Annotated in this window: 18 protein-coding genes; 6 read left to right on the top strand and 12 right to left on the bottom strand. The window is 73.0% G+C overall.

The annotated features are described in order from the left end of the window. The first annotated feature begins 6 nt into the window (after positions 1-6). Positions 7-1,110, top strand: a complete 1,104-nt coding sequence (locus JTN19_RS05275) for an alginate O-acetyltransferase AlgX-related protein (protein WP_206930869.1) — start codon at positions 7-9, stop codon at positions 1,108-1,110. A gap of 151 nt (positions 1,111-1,261) precedes the next feature. Here JTN19_RS05275 and JTN19_RS05270 read toward each other — a convergent pair whose 3' ends face one another. From JTN19_RS05270 to JTN19_RS05225, 10 genes are all read right to left on the bottom strand, one after another. Then, positions 1,262-1,582: an alginate O-acetyltransferase AlgX-related protein gene (locus JTN19_RS05270; RefSeq protein ID WP_278008359.1), complete on the bottom strand. Its 321-nt coding sequence runs from the start codon at positions 1,580-1,582 to the stop codon at positions 1,262-1,264. A gap of 32 nt (positions 1,583-1,614) precedes the next feature. Further along, complete coding sequence (locus JTN19_RS05265) at positions 1,615-2,256, bottom strand: alginate O-acetyltransferase AlgX-related protein (protein WP_206930867.1); 642 nt, start codon at positions 2,254-2,256, stop codon at positions 1,615-1,617. A gap of 39 nt (positions 2,257-2,295) precedes the next feature. Further along, positions 2,296-3,066 carry a GDSL-type esterase/lipase family protein gene (locus tag JTN19_RS05260; RefSeq protein ID WP_206930866.1) on the bottom strand — a complete coding sequence of 257 codons (771 nt, stop codon included), beginning with the start codon at positions 3,064-3,066 and terminating at the stop codon, positions 2,296-2,298. Beyond that, positions 3,063-6,983 (bottom strand): cellulose synthase subunit BcsC-related outer membrane protein, encoded by a 3,921-nt coding sequence (locus tag JTN19_RS05255; protein WP_206930865.1) that lies wholly within the window; start codon positions 6,981-6,983, stop codon positions 3,063-3,065. The genes JTN19_RS05260 and JTN19_RS05255 overlap by 4 nt, the downstream gene beginning before the upstream one ends. Further along, positions 6,980-7,675, bottom strand: coding sequence for an ABC transporter permease (locus JTN19_RS05250; RefSeq protein WP_206930864.1), 696 nt, complete (start codon positions 7,673-7,675; stop codon positions 6,980-6,982). Before JTN19_RS05250 ends, JTN19_RS05255 begins: the two co-directional genes overlap by 4 nt. Then, positions 7,672-8,652, bottom strand: a complete 981-nt coding sequence (locus JTN19_RS05245; RefSeq protein ID WP_206930863.1) for an alginate O-acetyltransferase AlgX-related protein — start codon at positions 8,650-8,652, stop codon at positions 7,672-7,674. Before JTN19_RS05245 ends, JTN19_RS05250 begins: the two co-directional genes overlap by 4 nt. After that, on the bottom strand, positions 8,649-13,382 hold the full coding sequence (bcsA, locus tag JTN19_RS05240; RefSeq protein ID WP_206930862.1) for a UDP-forming cellulose synthase catalytic subunit: 4,734 nt from the start codon (positions 13,380-13,382) through the stop codon (positions 8,649-8,651). Before bcsA ends, JTN19_RS05245 begins: the two co-directional genes overlap by 4 nt. Further along, positions 13,379-14,179 carry a cellulose synthase operon protein YhjQ/BcsQ gene (locus JTN19_RS05235; RefSeq protein ID WP_206930861.1) on the bottom strand — a complete coding sequence of 267 codons (801 nt, stop codon included), beginning with the start codon at positions 14,177-14,179 and terminating at the stop codon, positions 13,379-13,381. The genes bcsA and JTN19_RS05235 overlap by 4 nt, the downstream gene beginning before the upstream one ends. Positions 14,180-14,192: 13 nt before the next feature. Beyond that, complete coding sequence (locus JTN19_RS05230; RefSeq protein ID WP_206930860.1) at positions 14,193-14,954, bottom strand: hypothetical protein; 762 nt, start codon at positions 14,952-14,954, stop codon at positions 14,193-14,195. A 100-nt stretch (positions 14,955-15,054) separates the two neighbouring features. Next, positions 15,055-16,119: a glycosyl hydrolase family 8 gene (locus JTN19_RS05225; protein WP_242530888.1), complete on the bottom strand. Its 1,065-nt coding sequence runs from the start codon at positions 16,117-16,119 to the stop codon at positions 15,055-15,057. Between the two features lie 146 nt (positions 16,120-16,265). Here JTN19_RS05225 and JTN19_RS05220 point away from each other — a divergent pair, with 146 nt between their 5' ends. After that, the gene (locus JTN19_RS05220) at positions 16,266-17,162 is read left to right on the top strand and encodes a fumarylacetoacetate hydrolase family protein (protein ID WP_206930859.1); all 897 of its coding nucleotides are present in this window, start codon (positions 16,266-16,268) and stop codon (positions 17,160-17,162) included. On the opposite strand, the gene JTN19_RS05215 is transcribed toward JTN19_RS05220, so the two are convergent. Then, positions 17,095-17,805, bottom strand: a complete 711-nt coding sequence (locus JTN19_RS05215; protein ID WP_206930858.1) for a TetR/AcrR family transcriptional regulator — start codon at positions 17,803-17,805, stop codon at positions 17,095-17,097. The two genes, JTN19_RS05220 and JTN19_RS05215, sit on opposite strands and share 68 nt — an antisense overlap. A 68-nt stretch (positions 17,806-17,873) precedes the next feature. On the opposite strand from JTN19_RS05215, the gene JTN19_RS05210 reads away from it, so the two are divergent. The 3 genes from JTN19_RS05210 to JTN19_RS05200 are packed head-to-tail and all read left to right on the top strand — an operon-like array spanning position 17,874 to position 20,829. Then, complete coding sequence (locus JTN19_RS05210; RefSeq protein WP_206930857.1) at positions 17,874-18,992, top strand: HlyD family efflux transporter periplasmic adaptor subunit; 1,119 nt, start codon at positions 17,874-17,876, stop codon at positions 18,990-18,992. Beyond that, positions 18,989-20,158 (top strand): FtsX-like permease family protein, encoded by a 1,170-nt coding sequence (locus JTN19_RS05205; protein WP_206930856.1) that lies wholly within the window; start codon positions 18,989-18,991, stop codon positions 20,156-20,158. The genes JTN19_RS05210 and JTN19_RS05205 overlap by 4 nt, the downstream gene beginning before the upstream one ends. Beyond that, positions 20,158-20,829: an ATP-binding cassette domain-containing protein gene (locus JTN19_RS05200; RefSeq protein ID WP_206930855.1), complete on the top strand. Its 672-nt coding sequence runs from the start codon at positions 20,158-20,160 to the stop codon at positions 20,827-20,829. The genes JTN19_RS05205 and JTN19_RS05200 overlap by 1 nt, the downstream gene beginning before the upstream one ends. Here JTN19_RS05200 and JTN19_RS05195 read toward each other — a convergent pair. Beyond that, positions 20,816-21,577 (bottom strand): N-acyl homoserine lactonase family protein, encoded by a 762-nt coding sequence (locus tag JTN19_RS05195; protein WP_206930854.1) that lies wholly within the window; start codon positions 21,575-21,577, stop codon positions 20,816-20,818. The genes JTN19_RS05200 and JTN19_RS05195 overlap by 14 nt on opposite strands. 79 nt (positions 21,578-21,656) lie before the next feature. Here JTN19_RS05195 and JTN19_RS05190 point away from each other — a divergent pair, with 79 nt between their 5' ends. Then, the gene (locus tag JTN19_RS05190; RefSeq protein ID WP_206930853.1) at positions 21,657-22,787 is read left to right on the top strand and encodes an alcohol dehydrogenase catalytic domain-containing protein; all 1,131 of its coding nucleotides are present in this window, start codon (positions 21,657-21,659) and stop codon (positions 22,785-22,787) included. Positions 22,788-22,890: the final 103 nt, after the last annotated feature.

The raw sequence follows: 22,890 nt of genomic DNA, 5'->3' as shown, positions 1-22,890 counted from the left end.
GCGCCCATGACCAGCTGGACCCGCACCCCCGCCACCGCCCTGGCGCTGCTGACCACGGCGCTGCTGGGCTGGGGCGTCTACCAGGGCGTGGCCGCCCTGCGCTCCGACGCCGCGCAGGCGCGCCTCGCCCCCACGCTGAACCTCGAGGCCTTCCTGGAGGGCCGCACCATGGCGGCGGTGAACTACGTCCTGGCGCACCACCTCCCGGCCGACCCCTGGGTGCGCGCCGCGGGCGGGCTGTTCCGCTGGGGCATCTTCAACTCCGGCGGGCCGGCGGTGCGGGTGGGCTGCGAGGGCTGGCTCTTCCTGACCGAGGAACTTCGCCCCTTTGACGGCGCCGATTCCGCCATGGCCGCGCGCGTGGACGCGCTGCGCCGCATCCAGGCCGCCCTGGAAGCTCGCGGCATCGCGCTCGTGGTGGCGGTGGTGCCCGACAAGGCGCGGGTGCATCAGGACATGCTCTGCGGCGCCCCCCGCTCCGCCCAGGCCGAGGCGCGGCTGCCGGCGCTGGAGGCCGCGCTCTCCGGCCTGCCCCAGGCGCCGCTGCTGCCCGCGCTCTCCGCGCTGGCGGCCCGCGCGCCCGCCTATTGGCGCACCGACACCCATTGGAACCAGCAGGGCGCGGCCACGGCCGCCGCCGCCATCGCCGAGGCCACGCGCACCCTGCCCTTCGAACGCCGCCCCGGCATCGCCACCACCCGGGCGCCCACCGAGACCGAGGCGCCGGCCGACCTGCTGCGGCTGATGGGCCTCGACATCATCCCCGACCCCTGGCGCCCCCGCCGCGACCGCCAGCACGAGGCCACCACCACCGTGCCGGCCGGCGAAGGCGGCGGGCTGCTGGACGAGGCGGTGCCGGAGGTGGTGCTGCTGGGTTCCTCCTACTCGCTCAACGCCAATTTCCACGGCGCCCTGCAACAGGCTCTGGGGGCGGCCGTGACCTCGCTGGCCCAGGCGGGCGGCGGCTTCCACGGCGCGGCGGCCGCCTTCTTCGGCGGCGCGACCTTCCGCGAGACGCCGCCGCGCCTGGTCATCTGGGAATTCCCGGAGCGCGTCATGGGCCAGCCCATCAGCCCCGCCGAGCGGGAATTCCTGGACGGTTGGCGATAGGGCTACGTGTTGCCGGGCGGCTGATTCACGCCGTTGCGGCGATCAGGCGCTGCCGAGCGGCTGATTCACGCCTTTGGCATCCGCCAAAGGCGATCAGGCGCCACCGTGCGACTGATTCACGCCTTCGGCGTCCGCCAAAGGCGATCAGGCGCTACCCGCCCAACGCCGACCGCACCCCGCCCAGGAAAGCGTCCGTGCCCACGGCGTGCTGCGGAAAGGCCGAGCGGTTGCTGGGCAGCAGGACCATCGCGCCTTCCAGCAGGCTCAGCACCAGCAGCAAGGGCCGCTGCCGCTGGAAGGTGCGGGAGCGGAGATAGGCCAGCAGCGTCTCATAGGGCCCGACATTCGCCGTCTTCCAGTCCAGCGCCACCGGCCGGCCCAACCCCGCGGAGAGCGCGGCGGCGAAGTTGAACTCGGGCGCCAGGTAGCTGCTGCCGACGGCCGCGACATCGGCGCGATCCTCCCGCACCAGCGCCGCGCCGTCGGCGGGGATGGGCGCGCGGATCAGGAAGGCCTCCGCCGGGAAGCGGCGCCGCTCCTCGGGGCCACGAAATCCAGCAGGTCATTGCGGCCCCGCACGCGCCGCTCCGGCGGCCCTAGCCGCTCGCCAGGACCGGGGCTGGCGGGAAACCGGAAGGCCGACTGGATGGCCGAGGCCATGACCCCCGCGGCCAGCTCCGCGCCGGCCGGCGTCCAATGCGTGTCGGCCTTGAAGAACAGGCGCGGTTCCGGCCTGGCGGCGGCCTCGCGCGCCATGGGCGTCATCAGGTCCGGCACAAGCCGCACGCCGCCCTGGGTCAGGGCGGCGCGGGTGGCCTCATAGCGCCGCAGCGCCACCGGCGAGGGCGCCATGCCGGGCGGCAGCATGTTCCGATAGACCATGGCCTTGGACGGGATGAGGGCGATGACCGTCTCGACGCCGGCCACGCGCAGCATCCCCACCGCCTCGGCGAGGATTTCGCAGACCCGGGGCAGGTTGGTGGTGTCGGCCTGCTGCACATGGTCCCAGGGCGCGAAGAGCCATCCCTCCCGGCCCTGGATGGCCGAGAGGCGCTGCGCCCGCGCGGGCGGTGCGGCGAGGGCGGCACCGCCCGCCAGCGCCGCAAGGCCACGTCGCGTCAGGATAGGCGTGTGGGCATGGGTCATTGGCGGCGTCTCCCGTCGTGATGGAGTCGTGCTGCCACGCTACCGGGTGGCCGGCGCGGCACTCTCCAGGGCGGCCCGCAGGGCGCTTTCCATTGCGGTGGAAAGTATCGCGTAACCATAGGGTGTCAAATGCAGCTGGTCATAGGACACCAGGGAGGTCAGGCGCTGCCGCCCGTCCAGCAGCACATCCGCGGCATCCAGCCAGAACAGCGTCCGCCCGTCATGGCAGGGGGCCAGGAGGCGGTTCACCTCGTGGTTGAGCAGGCGCCCGGCATCATCGGGCTCCGCCCCCCGGGGCAACAGGCCGACCAGCATCACATGCACGCCGGGGGCGCGGGACCGCACCTCCTCCACCACGCTCAATATCGCCTGGGCCGTGGGCGCGGCGTGCCAGCCGAAGCCCGCATTGTTGGTGCCCACCAGCACCACCGCCACGCGCGGGCGCAGGGCCGCCGGCCAGCCGCCCTGGCGCAGGCGCCACAGCAGCGTCTGGGTCGTGTCGCCCGCCACGCCCATGTTCAGCGCCCGGCGGTGGCCGTAGAAATGCTGGAACAGGGCCGGCGTCCAGCTCGCCACCAGGGAATCCCCCAGGAAGACCAGCTCCACCTCCTCCAGCCGCGTGGCCGCGAGCCGGCGCGAGAGGGCCCGGTTCAGCTCGGCCCATTGCGGCCAGGGGTGGGGCGCGGGCCGGGCGTCCGGCGGCAGGGTCCGCATGTCCAGCGGGCCGGGGCAGGAGGCCAGCGCGGGGGGCGCCAGCGCCGCCAGCCCGGCCAGGACCAGAAGGGCGCCGGCGGCGCGAAGCCCCTTCACCAAACCGGCCGGGCGGCGCCGGAGGGCATCCGCACCAGCTCCGGCGCGCCGGCGCGATAGCTGCTCACCATCGGGTCGTTCACATTGGGATAGACGGTGGGCGCGCCGGCGAAGAGCGGCTCCAGGTCGGCGCGCGGCCGGTCGAGCCGGTAGCGCAGATAGAAGAAGCCCGCCGTGTCCGAGAAATTCCCCACCCGCTCATACCGGGCGGCCGCACCCAGGCGCAGATTGGGCGTCATGGCGTATTCGAGGTTCGCGAAGATGCTGCCCGTGGGGCCGCTGCTGCGCTGCCCGCCGATATGCGTGTCGAAGACGCCGGGTGAAGCGGCCGCCTGCGCCTCCAGCGCCGCCTGGTAGCCCCGGTTGGTCGGGAAGACGGGGGCCAGCGCGGTGCGGAAGCTCTGCCACCCCACCGCGCCGATGCCGCGGAAGGTCCAGTCGCCCCATTGCGCCCGATACTCGCCCTGCAAGGAGCCGACGAAGGACCGCGCCGGGCTGAAATACCCGCCATGGCCGAAGGTGAAGCCGCCCGCGTTGCGCGAATGGCCCGTGTGGCGCAAATCCACGCCCACCGTCACCTGCTGCCCCGGCTGGCGCAGCACGGCGTAGTAGACGCCGCCGAACACCTCCCACCGCGTGTTGTCCACCACATTGGTGCCGCGCAGGGCATGCGCCGCGCCGCCGCCATAGAAGCCCAGCCGGTCACTGGTGGAGTATTCCAGCGTGACGCGCCCGCCCGTGCGCGTCACCGCGCCCCAGAACGGCCCGGTGCCCGAGGATTGCGTATAGCCCGCATAGGAGAGCATGGAGCTCGTCTCGGGCGTGCGCTCGGCCGTCAGGCGCAGGCGCAGCCCCTCCGTGATGCGCGGCACCACCTCCAGCATCCCGGTGAAGGTGGGCCGGTGGAAGCCGAGCGGCGTGGAGCCGATCTCGGCGCGCATGTTCTCGCGCAGCCAGGTCATCCGCAGGGCCACGCCGTCCATGTTGCCCTGGGGCCGGTTGAAGGCGGGCGCCACGAAGTTCGGTTGGAGGAAGAGCGGGTTGGTGCCGAAGGATTGCTGCTCCCGGAAGCCCGAACCCAGCGTGCCGGAGCGCAGCGCCACCATGTCCGCGCCCAGCGTCAGCCGCCCCCCCACGCCCGGCAGCGGGGCCGAGACCTCGGTCGGCGCGGTCAGCGTGGTCAGGCGCGAGGTGCCGGCCGAGCCGGGCCGGGTGTGCACCTGCACGCCGGTCTGGAGCCACACCGCCGCCTCATCCCGCGCGCGGATCAGCTCCTGCGCGATCTGCGAGGTCAGCGCGTCGGTCAGGCGCACGGCGCGCGCGGCGCCGGCGCCGGGGCGCATGGCCTCGGCCGCCGCCGCGGCGGCGCCCACCTCGCCATCGGCGCGCAAGGCCGCGAGGCGCCGTGCGGCCGCGGCCTCCATCAGCCGCAGGGTCGCGGCCTGGTTGCCCTGGGCGCGGTTCAGCCGCGCCTCGGCCAGCGTCATCCGCAGGTCACCCGGCGAGAAGAAGGCGCCTTCCACCAGCGCGGCATGGGCGGCCGCCCAGTCGCGCTGCTCCACCGCGATGTCCACCAGCGCGATGCGTGCCTCCTGGTTGCGCGGGTCCTCGCGCAGGATGTCCTCCAAAATGCGCCGCGCCTCGGGCAGGCGGCGGCGGGCCATCAGCAGCCGCACCATGGCGAGGTTCTGGTTGCGCGCGGCGGGTGCCGCGCCGCGCTGGGCGTCGCGGGCGGTCAGTGCCGCCTCGGCCTCGGCGAAGCGGCGGCCGGCGGTGGCGTCGTCGGCCACGGCCATCGCCTCGAAATCCAGCACGGCGTTCAGCTCGCGCCGCTCCTCCGCCGTCAGGTTCTGCGCGCGGGTGAGCGGCGAGGTGATCTCCTGCGCCACCGCCGGCCGCTTGGCCTGGATCAGCGCGCCCGCGATCAGGATGCGCGACATCACGCTGGCATCGGGGTTGGCGCGCAGCGCGGCCTGCGCCGCCTCCACCGCCGCCTGGGGTTCGTCGAGCCGCGCCAGGGCACGGATGATGGCGGGCGCCAGCAGCCCGCCCGGGTCGCGCTGGCCGGCGGCGGCCACCATCGCGCGCAGCGCGTCCGGGCGGCGGGCGCGCACCGCGTCCTCCAGCTGCTGGGCGTCGAACTCGCGCCGCGTCAGCGCGGCGATGCGCGCCATGTCGGGGTTGCGCAGGCGGGCCGGCACGCGCTCGAACAAGGCGAGCGCATCGCCGAAGCGCTCGTCGTCGAAGGCCAGCAGGGCCGCGGCCATGGAGGATTCCGCGTCGGTGCGCGCCTCCAGCCCACGCTCCAGCCGGCGGGCTTCCTCCGCCTGGCCCAGCGTCTTGAGGCGCCGCACCAGGTCCACCACGGGCCAGGGGTTGGCGGGGTTCAGCGCGATGGCGGCGCGCAGCTGCTCCAGCGCCTGCTCGGGGTGGTCGAGGCGGCGCGCATTTTCCACCAGCGCGCCCGCATGGGCGACGCGCGCGGCCTGGTTGGGGGCGAGGCCCGTCTCGCGCCGCAGGCTTTCCGCCTCGGCGAAGCGGTTCTGGCGTTGCAGGGCGGTGTAGAGGCCCTGCAGCGCGTCCTCCTGCCGCGGGCGCAGGGCCAGCACGGCGCGGAAGCGCTGCTCGGCCGCCGGCAGGTCGCCGCGTTGCAGCGCGATCGAGCCCAGGATCAGCTCGCCCTGGATGCGCTCCTCCCCGCGCTGCCGCGCCGCCACGCGGGCCAGCCGGTCGGCGCGGTCGAGGTCATTGCGGGCCATGGCGCGCCAGGCCAGCACCGAGGCGGGCACCGGCGGCGGTCCCTGCCGCACGCCCACCTCCACCGGGTCGAGGCTGCCCACCGAACGCTCGAACTCCTCCTGCCGGTCGGGCGCGAAGGCGATGGCGCGGTCGAGGAATTCCCGCGCCTCGGCGAAGCGGTTCTGGATCTTGCGGATGACGGCGAGGCCCACCAGTGCCTCGGCATCCTCGGCGTCCTCCAGCAGGGCGCGTTCGAACTGCACCTCGGCATCGGCCAGGCGCTGCTCGGTGATGCGGGCCCAGGCCAGGGCGCGGGCCTCCTGCCCCGGCGTCACCGCCGCGTCCTGGATGCGTTCCAGCTTGGCGTCCAGGTCGCCATCCTGGCCGGTGAACACCAGCAGATAGGCGTTGATGCGCGCGGCCGTCTCGGGGTCGTCGCCGCTCCAGAGCAGGGCCTGGCGCCAGGGGTTGCGCGTGGCATCGCGGATGCCCGGCCGCGCGGAGAGGAACTGCATGCGGTCTATGCCCTCCGACCGCGTGTCCTCCCGATAGGTCAGCAGCTCGGCCAACAGCAAGGCGAGGCGGCTTTCATTGGGGTCGGCCGAGACGCGCTCCTGCAGTTCCGCCACGGCGGTGCGGTAGCCCTGCTCCGAGGTGGCGGCGAGCGCCTGGTAGTATTCGTTGGCGATGGCCACCGGCACCGCCCGCCCGCCGGCCAGCTGGCGGTAGCGTTCCACCGCCTCCGCCTGGCGGCCGGCGGTGGCGAGCTGCCGGGCCGCGATCAGCGTCGCGGCGTCGTCGGAGAGCAGGCGCGCCACCTCTTCCGCCGTGGCCAGCCGCGGGTCGCCGGGAATGAGGCGGCGCATGTTCTCCAGGTTCCGCTGCACCGTGGCCGGCTGCGCGGCGAGTGCTGCGGCCTCAATGCTGGCCACCATCGCGTCCACGTTGTCGGGCTCGACCAGCAGGATGCGGTCCAGCGTCTGCAAGGCGCGCTCGGGCTGGTTTTGCGACAGCCAGTAGAGCGCCTGCTCGAACAGGGCGGCCGTGGCCCCCAGCGTGCCGCTCAGCCTGTTGTCCTCCGGCCGCTGCGCCTGGGCGCCCGCCACGGGCATGAGCAGCGCGAGGCCCAGCGCGGCCATGGCGCGGCGCATGCGGCGGCGGGGCGCGGCGCGGGTCATCGGCGGAAGGGCGCCGTGCTGTCGCGCAGCAGGAAGGCGAGCGGCGCGGCCCCTGGGCCCGGCACCAGCCAGATGGAATACATGCCGCCCGCCTCCAGCCCGTGCAGGCCGAATTCGGGCGAGGCGCGCTCGCCGCAGGCCGCCCGCACCTGGGCCTGCACCGGGTTCACGCTGCGCGCGCGGTTTTGCAGGGCCGGCACGTCGCTGAACACGGCCTGCCCGCCGGGCAGCAGCACGAGGCCGGCCGCCGGGCAGTCGGGCAGGGCGTTGTAGAAGGCGATGCGGGCGCGGGCGCGGTTGAAGTCCGTGTCCTCGACCAGCGCCGTCACCGCCGGGTTGCCGCCCGGGCCGCGATGCACCAGCACCGTCACGAAGCTGCCCGGCGCCACGGTCAGCGTGCCGCTGCCACGACGCGACCCCTCCGTGAGGTCGAGGCGCAGCGTGCGGCCCGCCACGTTCTCCACCACCGTATAGGCCGTGACGCGCTGGTGCGGCAGCGCGACGCCAAGCCGCTGCGGCGGCAGGAAGTCCGGCCGCACCGCCACCTCGGCCGGCAGCGTGTTCATCAGCCGCACATAGGCCGAGCCGGGCGGCGGCGCGGGCTCATAGACCTGGCCCTGGGCGCGGGCCTCGTGCGGCGGCGCCAGGGCCAGCCCCAGCGCGGCCAGGAGGGCGGGAAGCAGGCGCCTCATGCCAGCACCGCCTGCCGCAGGCCATTGAGGAAGCTCTCGGCCGTCAGGCCCGATTGCCGCCAGTTCGGGTTGTTGATGGGCGTGGACATGTCGCTCTCGAGGTGGTTCCAGACGATGACGCGCGGGCGGCGCTGGCGGAACTCGCTGCCCCGCACATACTCCAGCAGCGCCGCGTAGGGGCCGATATTGTTGGGCAGCCAGGACAGGCCCACCGCGCGCTCCATCTGGTTGGACAGCACCGGCACGAAGTTGAAGCGCGGCTGGACGTTGCTCGTCCCCACCACCTGCATGTCCGAGGCATCCTCCTCCAGCAGCGCGGCCGCGCCGGCGGTGGCGGGCAGCACGTTGCGGATGGGGCTTTCCTCGGGCCCGAAGGCGCCGCGCTGCTCGGGCGGCAGGTATTGCACCAGGTCGCCCACCGCCAGGCGCAGCATGCGGATGCTGCCCAGCCGCACCCCCGCCTGGGCCGGCGGCGGCAGGCGGAACTGCGCGCGCATGCGCGTGGCCAGCGCCACGGCGCAGATCTCGGCGCCCACCGGCGTCCAGTGGGTGTCGCTGCGGAAGAAGACCGGCCAGTGCGGGTCGGTGGCGGAGGCCTGGCCCAGCGCCTCCGCAAGGTCCGGAACCAGCGCGCCCGCCGCCCGCAGCGCGGTGACGAGGCTGGCATAGCGCCGCTCCACCACCGGGGCCATGCGCCGCCCGGCCGGCAGGAAGCGGCGATAGATGCGCGCCTTCATCGGGATGAGGCAGTAGGCCACCTCGATGTTGCCGCGCTTGAGCAGGGCGATCACTTCCGTGTGCAGGCCGAGCACCTGGCGCATCGCCACCTCGTCCAGCTGGGTCAGGTTGTCCCAGAAGGGGAACAGCCAGCCCTGCTGCCCGGCGAGCACCAGGGAATCCCCGGTGCCCTGCGCGCGCGCGGCGCCGGCGGCCAGGGCAAGGGCGGGCGCGGCCAGCAGGGCGCGGCGCGGCGTCACAGCGAACGCTCCCTGAGGCGGCGGGCCGCGCGGCGGCGCAGCACCCAGTAGAGCGGGGCCGCCAGCAGGATCAGCGCCAGGGTCGTCATCAGCACCAGCGTCCAGGGGTTGTTGCCCAGGTAGTATTCCGGCCAGAGCCAGGGCGGCAGCAGGCCCACCGTGTAGGTCGGGCCGATGCGGAAGGCATCCACCCGCCCGCCCGACAGCAGGGCCAGGTCGCCCTGCACGCGCGGCAGCTGCTCGCGGTCGCGCAGCGCCACGATCATCGCCTCCACCCCCTCCTGGCTGGAGCCCGTCAGCGCCACCACGGAGCGGCCGGCGCGCAGCGGGCTCTGGAAGCCGATCAGCGCGCCCAGCGCCTCGCCGGGGTTGGCGAGCTGGGCGGAAACGCGGTCCACCATCTCCTGCCGCTCGCCGCCGAAGATGTGCCGGAAGGCGGGCAGCCCGTCATTGACGCGCACCGTCAGCCGGTTGCCTTCCATCTGGATGGGGCCATCGGCCAGCAGCCGCGCCAGGGCGGGCTGGCGGGAAAGTTCCCCGAAGACCAGCAGGTCCCGATCCGCCACCGCCTGCAACGCGTCGGGCCGGGCCACCTGCATGCCGATGGGCGGGTAGCCCACGATGGCCGACAGCTTGCCCATAAGCGTGAAGACGGATTCCAGCTCCGCCGCCGTGGGGCGTTCCGGGATCACGGCCGCGGTCTGCGCGAAATCCGCCAGCCGGGTGAAGGGGAAGCCCGAGCTGACGAAATGCGCGAGGTTGGGCAGGGTGGCGAAGCGGTGCGCCCGCGTCAGGTCCAGCGTGCTGTCCGGGTCCACCGCGGCGCGGATGTCGCCCGGCACGGCCACGCAGTCGCCGCGGTGCAGGGGGCGCATGTCGAAGCGCAGCTGCAGCTCGTTCTGGCCGAACATCAGGTAGGTGGGCATGCCCACATTCGCCTGGCCGCGATCGGTCGAGAAGAACTGCTCGCGCACCCAGCTCAGCGGCCAGCCGGGATCGGAGCCCGCCAGCGGCACGGAGCGCAGGAACACGTCGTTCACCGCCACATCCATGCGTGAGACGGCCACGTCCAGGATGGGCCCGGGCGGGGCGCGGAAGCGGATATCCGCCTGCAAGGGCCGGCTGCGCCAGGTGTAGAGGTCGGGCGCGGTGCGGAAGGGCACGGCGATGGGGCCCGGCACATAGCCGAAAGCCTGCAGTTCCGACGGGTCCATCAGCTCGCCGAAGCGCACGGGGCGGTCGGTGCGGACCCAGCGCGGCGCGTCATAGGGCTGGCGCGCCGGGATGTCCTGCGCGCTGACCAGGGCCAGTTCGCCGGTCAGGGCCTCGCGCCCCGCGCCCAGCGCGGTGGCGGCCGCCACCATCTCGATGCCCGTGCGCCCGGCCACCACCAGCAGCAGGCCCAGCGGATCATTGGGGTTGTCCACCACCGCCAGCGTGGGGCCATCCAGGCGCGGAATGGCCAGGCCCGGCACGCTGTCCAGCCCCGCCAGGAACACCACCGCATTGCCCTGCAACGGGATCTCGGAGGCCACGGGGAAGGTGGCGCCGCGATAATCCGCCTGGATGGCGAACCAGGAGGAGACGATGGCCCCGGCGCGGATCATGTCGTCCGACGGGCTGCCCGGCATGATGATGGGCAGCACCAGCGGCTCGCGCAGCAGGCGTGGGTCGAAGAAGGGCTCGGGCAGGCGCGCGAGGTCGCGCACCGTGGGCAGGCGCTCCAGCGTCAGCGTCAGCGTGGAGTTGTTGGAGATGGACGCCCAGAGCAGGCCCGAGACGGGGTCGTTGCACTCGATCGCGTAGCGGCCGGAGAAGCGGAAGTTCAGCCGGTTCGCGTCCGAGAAGAAGGCCGGGTTGATCGGGAATTCCAGCGGCCCGAAGGCCGGGCGGCCACGGTCGGGCTGCACCGCGCCCACGAACTGCTCGTTCATGGTGATGGCGATCTGGCTGAGCTCGGGAATGAGCGCGGGGGAGGTCGCGCCCTCCAGCAGCAGCATCGCCTGCGTCACCACCTCGTCGCCGCGCACGCCGAACAGCACGCCCTGCAGGTCCGACACGCCGCGCAATTGCATGGGCCCGGCGAGGCCGAGCTGGCTCAGCGTGCGCGTCTCCTGCCGGATGCCCGTGGCCGGCGCGGCGCCGAACAGGCCGGGCAGGCCGAAGGGCTGGGCCGCGGGCGGCGCGTCGGCGGGGGCCAGCGGCGGCAGCGCGAAGGGCTGGGCGGCGGGCGCGGGCGCGGCCGGCGCGGGCCGGGGCGCGTCCGACCGCGGCACGAGAGTGATCGGCCCAGGGGTGGCAGGCCCAGGGGTGACGGGTGCTGCGGGCGGCGCCAAGGCGGGCGCCGGCGGGGGTGCGAGGCTGGGGGCGGGTGGCGGCGCCGCCTGGGGGCGGGTGGCACCGGGCGGCGGCGGCAGGGGTGCCAGGGGCGGGGGCGCGCCCTGCGCGATCGCCAAGCCCGGTGCCAGCAGCCCCAGCGCCACCGTGGCGGTGGCGGCGGCGCGGCGCCAGAAGCGGCGGCGGCGCGGCGGCGGGGCTTCGTCCTCGTCCTCCTCCTCCTCCTGGAAGGTGGCAACGGGCGGCGCGGCCTGGACGGGCTTGGCCGCGACGGCGCGCGGGCGGGAGAACTGGGATTCGCCCGCGAAAAGCCCGCCAATGGTGAACACCACGTCGCGCAGCGAGCGCAGGGGCCGGTCCGCCGGCACGTCGTCCCAGTCCACCCAGGCATCGGCCCGGCCCAGCACGACGCGCACGATGGCGCCTTCGTCGCGCATGTCCTGCGGGGCGAAGCGCACCTGCAGCCGGCCTTCCTGCCAGCGCAGCACCTCGGCCGGCACGCGGGTGCGGTCCATGCCGGTATCCACTTCGATGGTCACGAGCGCGTCATCCTCCACGCCCTCCGGGCGGTCCAGGCGCAGGGCGGCACCGCCCAGGGAAAGGTCTTCGGTCACGCCCTCGACGCGGCGGCCATCGGGCAGGATGGCGCTGGCCAGCACGGTGGCGCGCACCCGCGCGCGCTCGCGCAACTGCCGCCGCTCACGCCCCACCGCGATGCCGGCCAGAACCGAGATCAGGCACAGCAGCGCCCAGAACACGTTCAGCGCATAGGCCTGGAATTCCAGGCTGGCCGGCGGGTTGGTGGAGAGGCCATAGACCCCCAGCATCAGCCCCGTGATCAGCGCCAGCGCCAGGATCATGCTGGGGCCGACGGCGCGGATGTCGAAATAGCCTTCCTCCAGCGTGCCGCCCTTGTCGGTCACGTTGAACTTGCCCCGCTTCGGGTCGAGCAGCGTGGCGAGCATCACGGGCAGGAGATAGACGGTCAGCACCGTCTCGTAGATCTCGGACCAGAAGGAGTGGCGCGTCGTGGTCTGCATGCGGGAGGCGGTCACGATGGAGTGGATGATGTGCGGCCCCGCATAGGCCACGATCGCGAGCGGCGAGGCCGCGATCACGTTCTCCTGGAAGATCAGGAAGGCGAGCGGCGCCGTGAGGAACACGAAGCGCGGCAGCGGGAACAGGTAATGAATGGTTGACAGGAAGTAGCAAATTCGCTGCGGAAGGTTGAGCCCGCGGGCAAAAAGCGGGTTCTCGATCCGCAGGATCTGGATCATGCCGCGCGCCCAGCGCATCCGCTGGCCGATGTGCAGCACGAGGCGCTCGGTCGCCAGGCCCGCCGCCAGCGGCACGCGGATATAGGCCGTGCGCCAGCCCGCCATCTGCATCTTGAGCGAGGCGTGGCAGTCCTCGGTCACCGTCTCGGTCGGCACGCCGCCGATGGCTTCCAGCGCCGCGCGCCGGATCACGGCGCAGGAGCCGCAGAAGAAGGCCGCGCCCCAGAAGTCATTGCCCTGCTGGATCAGCCCGTAGAACAGCAGCCCCTCGTTCGGCACCTTGCGGCCGACGACGAGGTTCCGCTCGAAGGGGTCGGGGCTGTAGAAATGGTGCGGCGTCTGCACCATGGCCAACCCCTTGTCGCGCAGCATCCAGCCCATGGTCAGCTGCAGGAAGGCGCGCGTGGCCACGTGGTCGCAGTCGAACACCACGATGTATTCGCCATCGGTCTGCGCCATGGCGTGGTTGATGTTGCCGGCCTTGGCCCCCTTGTTGTCGGGGCGGATGATGTAGTGGCACCCGGCCTCGGCGGCGAAGCGGCGGAATTCCTCGCGCCGTCCGTCATCCAGCAGGTGCACGCGCAGCTTGTCGGCCGGCCAGTCCATGGCCAGGGCGGCGAAGACGGTGGGGCGCACCACCTCCAGCGCCTCGTTGTAGGTGGGGATGAAGACGTCCACGACCGGCCACTCGTCCGGGTCGTCCGGCATGGGGGCCGGCTTGCGCTCCAGCGGCCAGAGCAGCTGGATGTAGGACAGCACCAGCACCACCAGCGCATAGAGTTCCGCCAGCACCAGCCCGGTGCCGAGGAAGCTCTGCCAGAAGCCCGTGAAGTCCAGCGTCTCGGTGACGCGCCAATGGAGATAGCGCAGCGACACCAGCGCCGAGAGCACCGCCAGCATGATGGTGACGGTGCGGCCCGGCAGGCGGTTGAAGATGAGGAAGACCAGGAAGCCCAGCAGGCCGAACACCGCCTGCTGCTCCGCCTCCATCGGCACGACGATGACGAGCAGCGCGAAGACGCCGCCGAAGAGCGCCATCAGCGTGCCGAACAGCTTCGTGCGCGCCAGCGGCAGCCGGGCGAGCCATTCGGACCTGCGGGAGGGCGTCGCGCTCAACGCGCGCCCCAGCCCGCGCTGAAGGGGTCGGGCCCGCTGGGCAGCGCCGCCTCGATCCCGCGCGCGATCTCGCGCAGGTCCTCGGCCGCCTGGCTGTTGGGCGCGAGGTCGAGCACCAGGCGCTGCGCGGCCAGCGCCTCCGCCACCAGCTCGTCGCGCGCCACGGCGCCCAGCAGGCGGGGGCCGATATGCCGCGCCACCGTCTCGGCCGCCGCGCGGGAGAGGCGCGCATTGGGGTCCACGCCGTTCAGCACCACGCGCAGCCTTCCCGCGAACAGCGTCGCCATGGTGCCCGCGCCGAGGAAGCGGCCGCTCTCGATGTCCGGGATCAGCGCCGCGCTGGTGGCATCGGGCAGCAGCACGGTGCAGACCAGGCTCGCCATGGGCGCGATGATGTTGAGCGCGTGCGAGGCGCCCGGCGGCGTGTCCGCCACCACCAGCAGGTTGGGGTCGCCCAGGATGGAGCGCATGGGCGCGGCGAGCAGTTCCGGGTCACGGTCCAGCGCGTGCGCGAGGCCGAGCGTGCCGCGGATGTCGCCGGAGCCGTGCGGCAGCAGCATCACGCCCGAGGCGGTCTGCCGCACCAGGTCGCGCCAGTCGGGCCGCTTGGGTAGCTCCACCATGAAGCCGCCCGTGTCGGTCAGCGGCACGCCGAAATGCAGGCGCAGCGTGTTCTGCGGGTCGAAATCCATGACGAGCACGCGGCGCCCCTGGCGGCGCAGCGCATCGGCGATATTCGCCGCGAGCGTCGTCTTGCCGACACCACCTTTGGGCGAGGCGAAACAGATGAGGGGCATGGAGGCTCCGGGACTAGCGTGCGGGGGGCGCCTTGGCGGCACGCGCATCCTGCCGTGCGGCGAGGCCTTCGGCTATCATGCGCATCACCTCCGCGAGCGGCGTCGTGACCTCGGCCGCGGGCAAGGGTTCGGGCGGCGGCGGGGGCGGGGGCGCGTCCTCGGCCGCCACGGCGCCGCGCAACAGGGCCAGCGTGCTGCGCGGGGCCGCGGAAGGCGCGGGGGCGGCGATGTCCGGCCCCGAGAGCGCATCCAGAAGGGAGAAGCCGCTGCCGCTCGGCGCGGGCGCCGGGACCGGCGTGGGGCGGGGCGCCGGGGCCATGACCTGGACCGAGGGTGACGGCGGGGGCGGAGGCTCGGCGGGCGCGAGGTCCAGCAGCGGCGGCGGCGGCGCGGGTGCCGGCGCGGGCTCCGGCTCGGCCGCGGCCGCGGCCAGGGCGGCCCAGTCAATCATGGGTTCCGAAGGGGCGGGGGCGGCGGCCATCTCCACCACGGCGGGCGGAGCGGGCTCGTCGGGCGCGGGCGCCGGCGGCGCGGCGGGGGAAGCAAGCGGCCCGAACGGACCGGTCCCCGCGCCGAGCGGCCCGAAGGGCCCCATGGCGGGACGCGGCCCGGGCGCGGCGTCCTGCGGCTTTTCCGCCTCCGGGGCGGGCATGGTCTCGGCGGGGAGCGGGGCCTCGGACTCCCCGCGCACGGGCTGGTTGCCGAAGCTGCGATACTTCAGCCCAGGGGTATTCAGGGCCGCGCGAATGCGAGCGACATCATTCTCCATGGCCATGCTGACTTTCGAACCTTCCGTGCGCGTCTAACATGGACGGGAAACGGACAGGGGGAAACAGCAATTTTCGTCATCTTTGCACAAAAATGTTGACTTTGGATCAGCACAGACCCGAATCCCTTGCAGCTAATGCAACCAGCAGGGACAGTGACGCGGAGTAATAATCCACCGCCGCGCTTTCCTCTTGATGAATACAATCTTGGATTGCCGCCGATGATCGCAGCGCGCGGATCAGTTGCGCCACCGCCGCGATGCCGGGCGAGGCCGCATAGGGCGATACAACATCATTGGTCAGGTCCACCCAGGCGGGAAGATGGCGGTGCGCCCGGTCGGACCAGAAGCGCGCGGCGGCGGTCAGCGCGGGTTCCTCGGTCAGCCCCACCCAGGCGAAGTAGAGCGGCACCCGCACCGCGTCATAGGAAAAGCGGGGCGGCCAGCCGGAGGCGGGCCGGAGCCGCGCATTGTCGCGCATCAGCTTCAGCCAGTCGGGCGGCAGGCCCCAGCGGCCGAAGCGTGCCCGGCGCAGCAGGCTGAGCCCATCCGCCGCGAGCCGCAGCCAGGCGGGGTCCGGCACCGCGGCGGCCAGGGCGCGGATGGCCGGGAAGGCATAGTAGGATGGGTTCAGCACGACATGCGCCTGGTGCTCGAAGCCGCGCAGCCCGGGCATCAGCACCAGGTGCCCCCCCACCATCCGGACCAGGCGCCGCAGGATGTCGCGCGCCAGCGCGGCGCCCTGTGCCGCATGCCCCGCATCGCCCCAGCGGACGCCGGCCTCCAGCAGCGCCCAGGCGATGAACAGGTCGCCGTCGGTCGCGTTGTTGGCATCACCCACCGGCGTGGCGGCATGGGGGGCGTAGCGCCAGGAGAACAGCTCATCCTGCGGCCGCTTCAGCACGCGCATCGTCCAGCCATGCAGGCGGTGGAAGCTGATGGGGTCATCGGCGCGGACGGCGCACAGCATGGCCCAGCCCTGCCCCTCCGAGTGGGAGATGCCGCCATTGCCCGTGTCCACCACGCGCCCTTCCGGCGCCATGAACTGGTCGCGGAAGCGGGCCCATTGGCGGCGCAGCGCGTCCTCCGGGCTGGCCACGGCGGGGCGGGCCGCCAGCAACAGCGGGCCCGCGGCCAGGACCGCGCGCCGCTTGGCCAGGAAGCACGGGATCATGGGGGGTGTGGAACCTCCAGCGGGGCGCGGGGGCGCCAGCAGCCGTTCTTGCCCGCACCCGCCTTGCCAATCGGTGAAGACCCCCGGCTTGCCAAGCCGTGCCGCGCACGCCCCTAATCAGGAAACCCTTCCGGAAGGATCACGACATGGCGCTTCGTCTCGTCACCTTTGCCCCGCATGGTGGTGGCCCCGCCCGTGCCGGCGCCCTGCTCAATGACGGCGAGGTGCTGGATTTCGCCGCCGCCGGCCTGCCCTATGCCGAGATGACGCAGGTGATCGAGGGCGGGGCCGAGGCGCTGGCCGCCATCCGCGCCGCCATGGCCAACCCCGTGGCCACCGCCCGGCTGCCGCTGTCCGAGGTGGCGCTTTGCGCGCCCATCCCGCGCCCGGCGCGCAACGTCTTCTGCGTGGGCCGCAACTACATGGACCATGTGGCCGAGGGCGACCGGACCCGCGGCATCACCAACAGCGAATTGCCGAAGTTCCCGCAATTCTTCACCAAGGCGCCGGACACGGTCATCGCCCATGGCGCCACCATCCCGGACCATGGCGCCACCGGCGTGACCAAGTGGCTGGACTATGAGGCGGAGCTGACCATCGTCGTCGGCACCGCCGGCACCAACATCGCGCCCGAGGACGCGCTGAAGCACATCTTCGGCTGGACGATCGCCAACGACGTGACGGGGCGCGACCTGCAGCGCCGCTATGGGCAGTGGTTCAAGGGCAAGTCGCTCGACGGCTCCTGCCCCATGGGCCCCTGGATCATCCCCGCCGATGAGCTGGACGCCTCCGACATCGCCATCCAGCTCTGGGTGAACGACGAGCAGCGGCAATCCTCGCGCACCAGCAAGATGATCTTCGACGTGGGGCAGATCATGCACCACCTCTCGCTCGGCTTCACGCTGCGCCCCGGCGACCTGATCATGACCGGCACGCCCGAAGGCGTGGGCTATGCCATGGACCCGCCGCAGGTGCTCAAGACCGGCGACGTGGTGAAGATCGCGGTCGAGGGGATCGGGGAGCTGGTGAACCCGGTGGGCTGACGGCGGGTTCGCCGCGCCTCCCATCGGAGGCCAGCGCGCCGAACACCATCTCCAGGTGGCCCTCCAGCAGGGCCTCGCGGGGCACGGGGTTCAGGCGCTCGAAGTTCAGCCGCCACATCGCGGCCATCAGCGCGGGCGCCATGATCAGCATGGGCGCCCGCAGCAGGGCGCTGTCCCGGAACTCGCCCGCCGCCACGCCGCGCGCCAGCACCCGCTGGATCACCTCCTGGCCGCGCGCCATGGACAGGCGGTGATAGGCCTCCAGCAGCTGCGGAAAGCGCGGCCCCTCGGTCAGCACCATGCGCATGATCTGCGGCATGTCGCTGTCCATCACGCCGCGATGCGCGTCCACGATGAGGGCGCGGAGCATTTCGGTGGCGGTCCCGGGCGGGTCGGCCAGCGCGGCCTGGGCGCCGGCCAGCACGGGCGCGAGGCGCGACTGCACCGCGGCCTCGAACAGCGCCTCCTTCGTCGGGAAATAGCGGAACACCGTGCCCTTCGCGACGCCGGCGCGGCGCGCGATGTCCTCCATCCGCGCCGGGCCGAAGCCACGCTCGGTGAACTCGGCGAGGCCCGCCTCCAGGATTTCACCCGGCCGCGCCTCCTTCCGCCGGCGGCGCGGCTTTGCTGACCTATCGGTCATTACTGCTTCCCCTCACGCACGCACCATGATAATGACCAAAGGGTCAATATCGCAAAGGAACATGGTGCGTGGCCCTCGATACCACCCGTGACGGCGCCTTGCCGATGGAGGTGGCGCGCCCCCCCGCGCGCCGCCGCCTCGGCTGGCTCGGCGGGCTGCTCGCGGCGCTGGCCGTGGGCGCCGTGGCCGTCATGGCATGGCCACGCATCGCCCTGCCGCCCGCAGCCCCCGCTGCGGAAACACACCAGTTCCGCTCCGCGGAGGGGGGCCCAGCCCCCGTGCTCGCCATGGGCAGGCTGGTGCCGCGCAGCCGCGTCATCACCATCGCGCCCCCCTTCGGCGGTGGTGATGCGCGGCTGGCGGAGCTTCGGGTGCGCGAGGGCGACACGGTGGAGGAGGGCGCCATTCTCGCCACCCTCGACAGCGCGCCCGCCCTCGCCGCCGCCCTGGCCGCCGCCGAGGCGCAGCGGGCCCAGCGCGAGGCGGCCCTCGCCCAGACCATGCTCGCCGTCGCCACCAGCCTGGCCGAGGCGGAGGCCGCGCTCGCCCGCGCCGAGGCCTCCCTCCCCGTGCTGCGCCGCGACCTGGAGCGCGCCGAGGCCCTGGCCGCGCGCGGCGCCACCCCCGCCCAGACGCTGGACCAGCGGCGCCTCGCCCATGCCCAGGCCGAGCAGGACGCCGCCCGCGCCCGCGCCGCCCTGGCCCGCCACGCCGGCAGCCCCGACACCCAGCCGGACATCCTGCTGGCCCGCCGCAACCTCGACGCCGCCGCCGCCGAGCGCGACCGCGCCGCGGCCGACCTGGCCCGCGCCACCATCCGCGCCCCCAGCGCGGGCACGGTGCTGACCCTGCACGCCCGCCCCGGCGAACGCCCTGGCAATGCCGGGCTGATGACCTTCGCGCGCCTCGACGACATGATCGCGGAGATCGAGGTGCATGAGGACCGCGTGGCGCGGCTGCGCGCCGGCGCGCCGGTCACGCTGGTCTCTCCCGCGCTGGAGGCGCCGCTGCACGGCACGCTGGCCCATCTCGGCCGCGAGGTGCAGCGCCAGACCCTGACCGACCCGAGCCCGGCCGCCGCCACCGATGCGCGCGTGGTGCGCGCCGTGGTGGCCTTGGAGGGCGAGGCGGCCAGGCGCGCGGCGGCGCTGGTCAACCTCCAGGTCACGGCGCGGATCACGCCGTGATCGCGCTGGCCACCCGGCTGCTGGGGCGGCTGCCCATCGGCTGGCTGCAGCTCACGCACCGGCGCGGCCGCTTCCTCGCCGCCATCCTGGGCGTGGGCTTCGCCAACCTGCTGGTCTTCATGCAGCTGGGCTTCATGGGCGCGCTGACCAGCACCGTCGGCCTTCCCTATGCCGCGCTGGACGCCGACATCCTGATCCAGGCGCCCGACGCGAACACCCTGACCGATGGCAGCCCCCTGCCGCGCCAGCGCATGCTGGATGCGCTCGCGGTGCCCGGCGTCGCCGCCGCCGCGCCGGTCCTCATGGGCAAGCTGGAATGGCGCTCGGCCGATGGTTCCGCGCGCTCGCTCGATGTGATGGGGGTGGACCCGCGCCTGCCCTCGCTGCGGGCGCTGAAGGGGCGGCGGGATGTGCTGACCCTGCCCGGCGCCGCCTTCATTGACCGCGCCACGCGAAACGTGCCGCCCGAGATCTTCGACGCGCTCGATGCCGGCACGCCGCAGCGCTTCGAATTCCAGGGGCGCACGCTGACGCTGCACGGCAGCTTCACCATCGGCGGCAGCTTCAGCGGCGATGGCTGGCTGGTGATGTCGGACCAGAGCCTGGTCAGCCTCTTCCCCAACCGCTCGCTCCGCGCGCCGAACATCATCCTGGTGCGGGCCACACCTGGGCAGGACGTGGCGGCGCTGGCCGCGCGGATCAACGCGGCGCTGCCCGGCCTCGACGCGGTGGCCCGGCCCATCGCCACGGCCCTGGCGCGCGACCAGGCCTTCCAGACAACCCAGCGCCCGGTCGGCATCATCTTCGGCATGGGCGTGCTGATGGGCGCGCTGGTGGGCATCATCATCGTCTACCAGGTGCTGTCCTCGGACGTGGCGGACCACCTGCGCGAATACGCGACCATGAAGGCGATGGGCTACCGGCAGGGCTTCTTCCTCGGCATCATCATGGAGCAGGCGGTGGTGCTGGCGAGCCTGGGCTTCATCCCCGGCAGCCTCATGGCCTACGGGCTCTATGCGCTGCTGACGGCGGTGACGGGCATCGACGTGCTGATGCCGCCCGAACGACTGCTGGGCGTTTTCCTCGGCACGGTGGTGATGTGCGTGGCGTCGGGCGCGCTGGCCACGCGGCGCCTCGCCCGCGCCGACCCGGCCGAGCTGTTCTGATGGAACCCGCCATCACGGTGCGCGGCCTGGACCACCATTTCGGCGAGGGCGAGGCGCGGCGCCAGGTGCTGTTCGGCCTCGACCTCGACATCGCGCGCGGGGCGCTGGTGGTGCTGATGGGCGCCTCCGGCTCCGGCAAAACCACGCTGCTGACGCTGCTGGGCGGGCTGCGATCGGTGCAGGCCGGCTCGGTGCGGGTGCTGGGGCGGGAGATGGCCGGCGCCTCCGCCACGGCGCTGGCCGAGGCGCGGCGGCGCATGGGCTTCATCTTCCAGGCGCACAACCTGCATGAGAGCCTGACGGCGGTGCAGAATGTGCGCCTCGCCCTCGACGTGCATGGCGCGGTGCCGCAGGCCGAGCCCGCCGCCGCACGTGCCCTGTCGCTGGTGGGGCTGGAGGACCGGCTGCATTATCACCCGGCGCGGCTCTCCGGCGGGCAGAAGCAGCGCGTGGCGGTGGCCCGCGCGCTGGCCGGCAGCCCCGAGATCATCTTCGCCGACGAACCCACCGCCGCGCTGGACGCCGAGAACGGCCTGGCCGTGGTGGCGCTGCTGAAGCGGCTGGGCCAGGCGCGCGGCACCACCACGCTGATGGTGACGCATGACAACCGCGTGCTGGACCTGGCCGACCGCATCCTGACGATGCGCGACGGGCGGCTCATGCCAGCCTGACGATCCCCGGCGCGACCTCCTCGTGCCGCGCCATCACCTCCGGGTCATGGCCCGGAATGACGTGGTCCCCCAGCTTCGGCAGCAGGGCCAGCGCGTCCAGATAGTCCTTCACATTCACCACCACCGGGAAGGGATTGCCGGTGCGCGCATTGGCCGCGAAATGCATGGCGTCGGACGCCAGCACCACCCAGCCCTTCCTCGTGTGCACCCGCACCACCTGCAGCCCCGGCGCATGCCCGCCCACCTGGCGGACGGTGATGCCGGGCGCCACCTCGCCCTCCTGCCCGTGGAAGGCCACGCGGTCGGCGTAGAGCAGGCGGACGAAGCCCACCACATGCTCCACATCATAGGCGCGGCGCAGGAAGGGCTGGCACATGCAGGGGCCGGTGGCGTGCGCGATCTCGCAGGGCTGGGCGTGGAAGCGCGCGCGCGGGAATTTTCCGAAATTGCCGGCGTGGTCCCAATGCAGGTGGGTGGACACCACATCCTCCACGCGCGTCGCGTCCACGCCGATGGCGGCGAGGCTCTCGGCCGGGCAGCGCAGAAAGTCGTTGCCGCGCGCGGCGCAGGTGGCGGCGTCGGCACCACTGTCCACCACCACCGCGCGCCCCTCCTTCACCGCGCACCAGATGAAGAAATCCATCGGCATGGCGGCGTCATGCGGATCACCGCTGGCCGCGATGAAATTGTCGCGCGCCAGCCGCCGCGGATTGGTGGCGTAGCGGATGGCGTAGAGGTCCCAGGTCATTGGCGCGTTCTCCCTGGCTGGCGATGCTGGACAATGGCGCGCGGCGCGTCCAGCCTTGAGGGCAGGAAGGAAACACGCCATGCGCATGAAGGCCGCCGTGCTCTACGCCCAGGGGCTGCCGCGCCCCTATGCCGAGACCCGCCCGCTTTCCATCGAGGAGGTGGAACTCGCACCCCCCGGCCCCGGCGAGGTGCTGATCGAGATCGCGGCCGCCGGCCTCTGCCATTCGGACCTTTCCACCATCGAGAACCAGCGCCCGCGCCCGCTGCCCATCATCATCGGACATGAGGGCGCGGGCATCGTGCGCGAATGCGGGCCGGGTGTGAGGGGCCTCCAGCCCGGCGACCATGTGGTGGCGCTGTTCGTCACCAGCTGTGGCGAGTGCCGCGACTGCGCGCGCGGCAAGCCCAATATCTGCGGGGCCTCCTTCGACGCGCGCGCCAAGGGCACGCTGATGTCCGGCGCGCGGCGTCTCAAGCGGCTCGGCGGCGCTTCGGTGAACCACAATTCCGGCCTGTCGCTCTTCGCGCAATACGCGGTGGTGATGCGGGACAGCCTGGTGAAGATCGACCCGGACATCCCGCTGGAGGACGCCGCCATCTTCGGCTGCGCCGTGATGACCGGCGCGGGCGCGGTGTTCAACACGGCGAAGCTGCGCCCGGGTGCCGAAGTGGCGGTGGTGGGCCTGGGTGGCGTGGGGATGAGCGCGCTGCTCGGCGCGGTCGCCGCGGGGGCATCGCGCATCGTGGCGGTGGACCGCAGCGCGGAGAAGCTGGCGCTGGCCCGGCAATGGGGCGCCACCGACGCCTTCCTGGCCGATGGCGACAGCGTGGCCGCGGTGCGCGAGGCGACGCGCGGCGGGCTCGACACCGTGATCGAGACGGCGGGCGTGATTCCCGCGCTGGAACTCGCCATGGCCATCACCGCGCGCGGCGGCGAGACCATCACGGCCGGGCTGCCCCATGTGAACGCCCGCCTCTCCGTCGCCCCCGCCGCGATGGTCAGCGAGGAGCGCAGCCTGCGCACCAGCTACATGGGAAGCTGCGTGCCCAAGCGCGACCTGCCGCTGATGCTGGACCTCTACCGGCGCGGCAAGCTGCCGGTGGACCGGTTGCGCTCCGGCTTCGTCACGCTGGAGGGGATGAACGAGGGCTTCGACTGGCTGGCGGAGGGGCGTGTGCTGCGGCAGATCCTGCGGCCGAACGGGTAGTTGTTCTGGACTTTTCCTTGGGCGCGAGCGCATGGTGAAGGCCGCCAACGGGCGCACCGCGCCCGCCGCGACCATCACGGGTAAGATGGTAAGATAGTAAGGT

This window comes from Roseococcus thiosulfatophilus (assembly GCF_017311575.1).
Taxonomy (GTDB): Bacteria; Pseudomonadota; Alphaproteobacteria; order Acetobacterales; family Acetobacteraceae; genus Roseococcus; species Roseococcus thiosulfatophilus.
The sequence above is the reverse complement of the archived record's forward strand: the minus strand, read 5'-3'. Positions and strand labels throughout refer to the sequence as shown.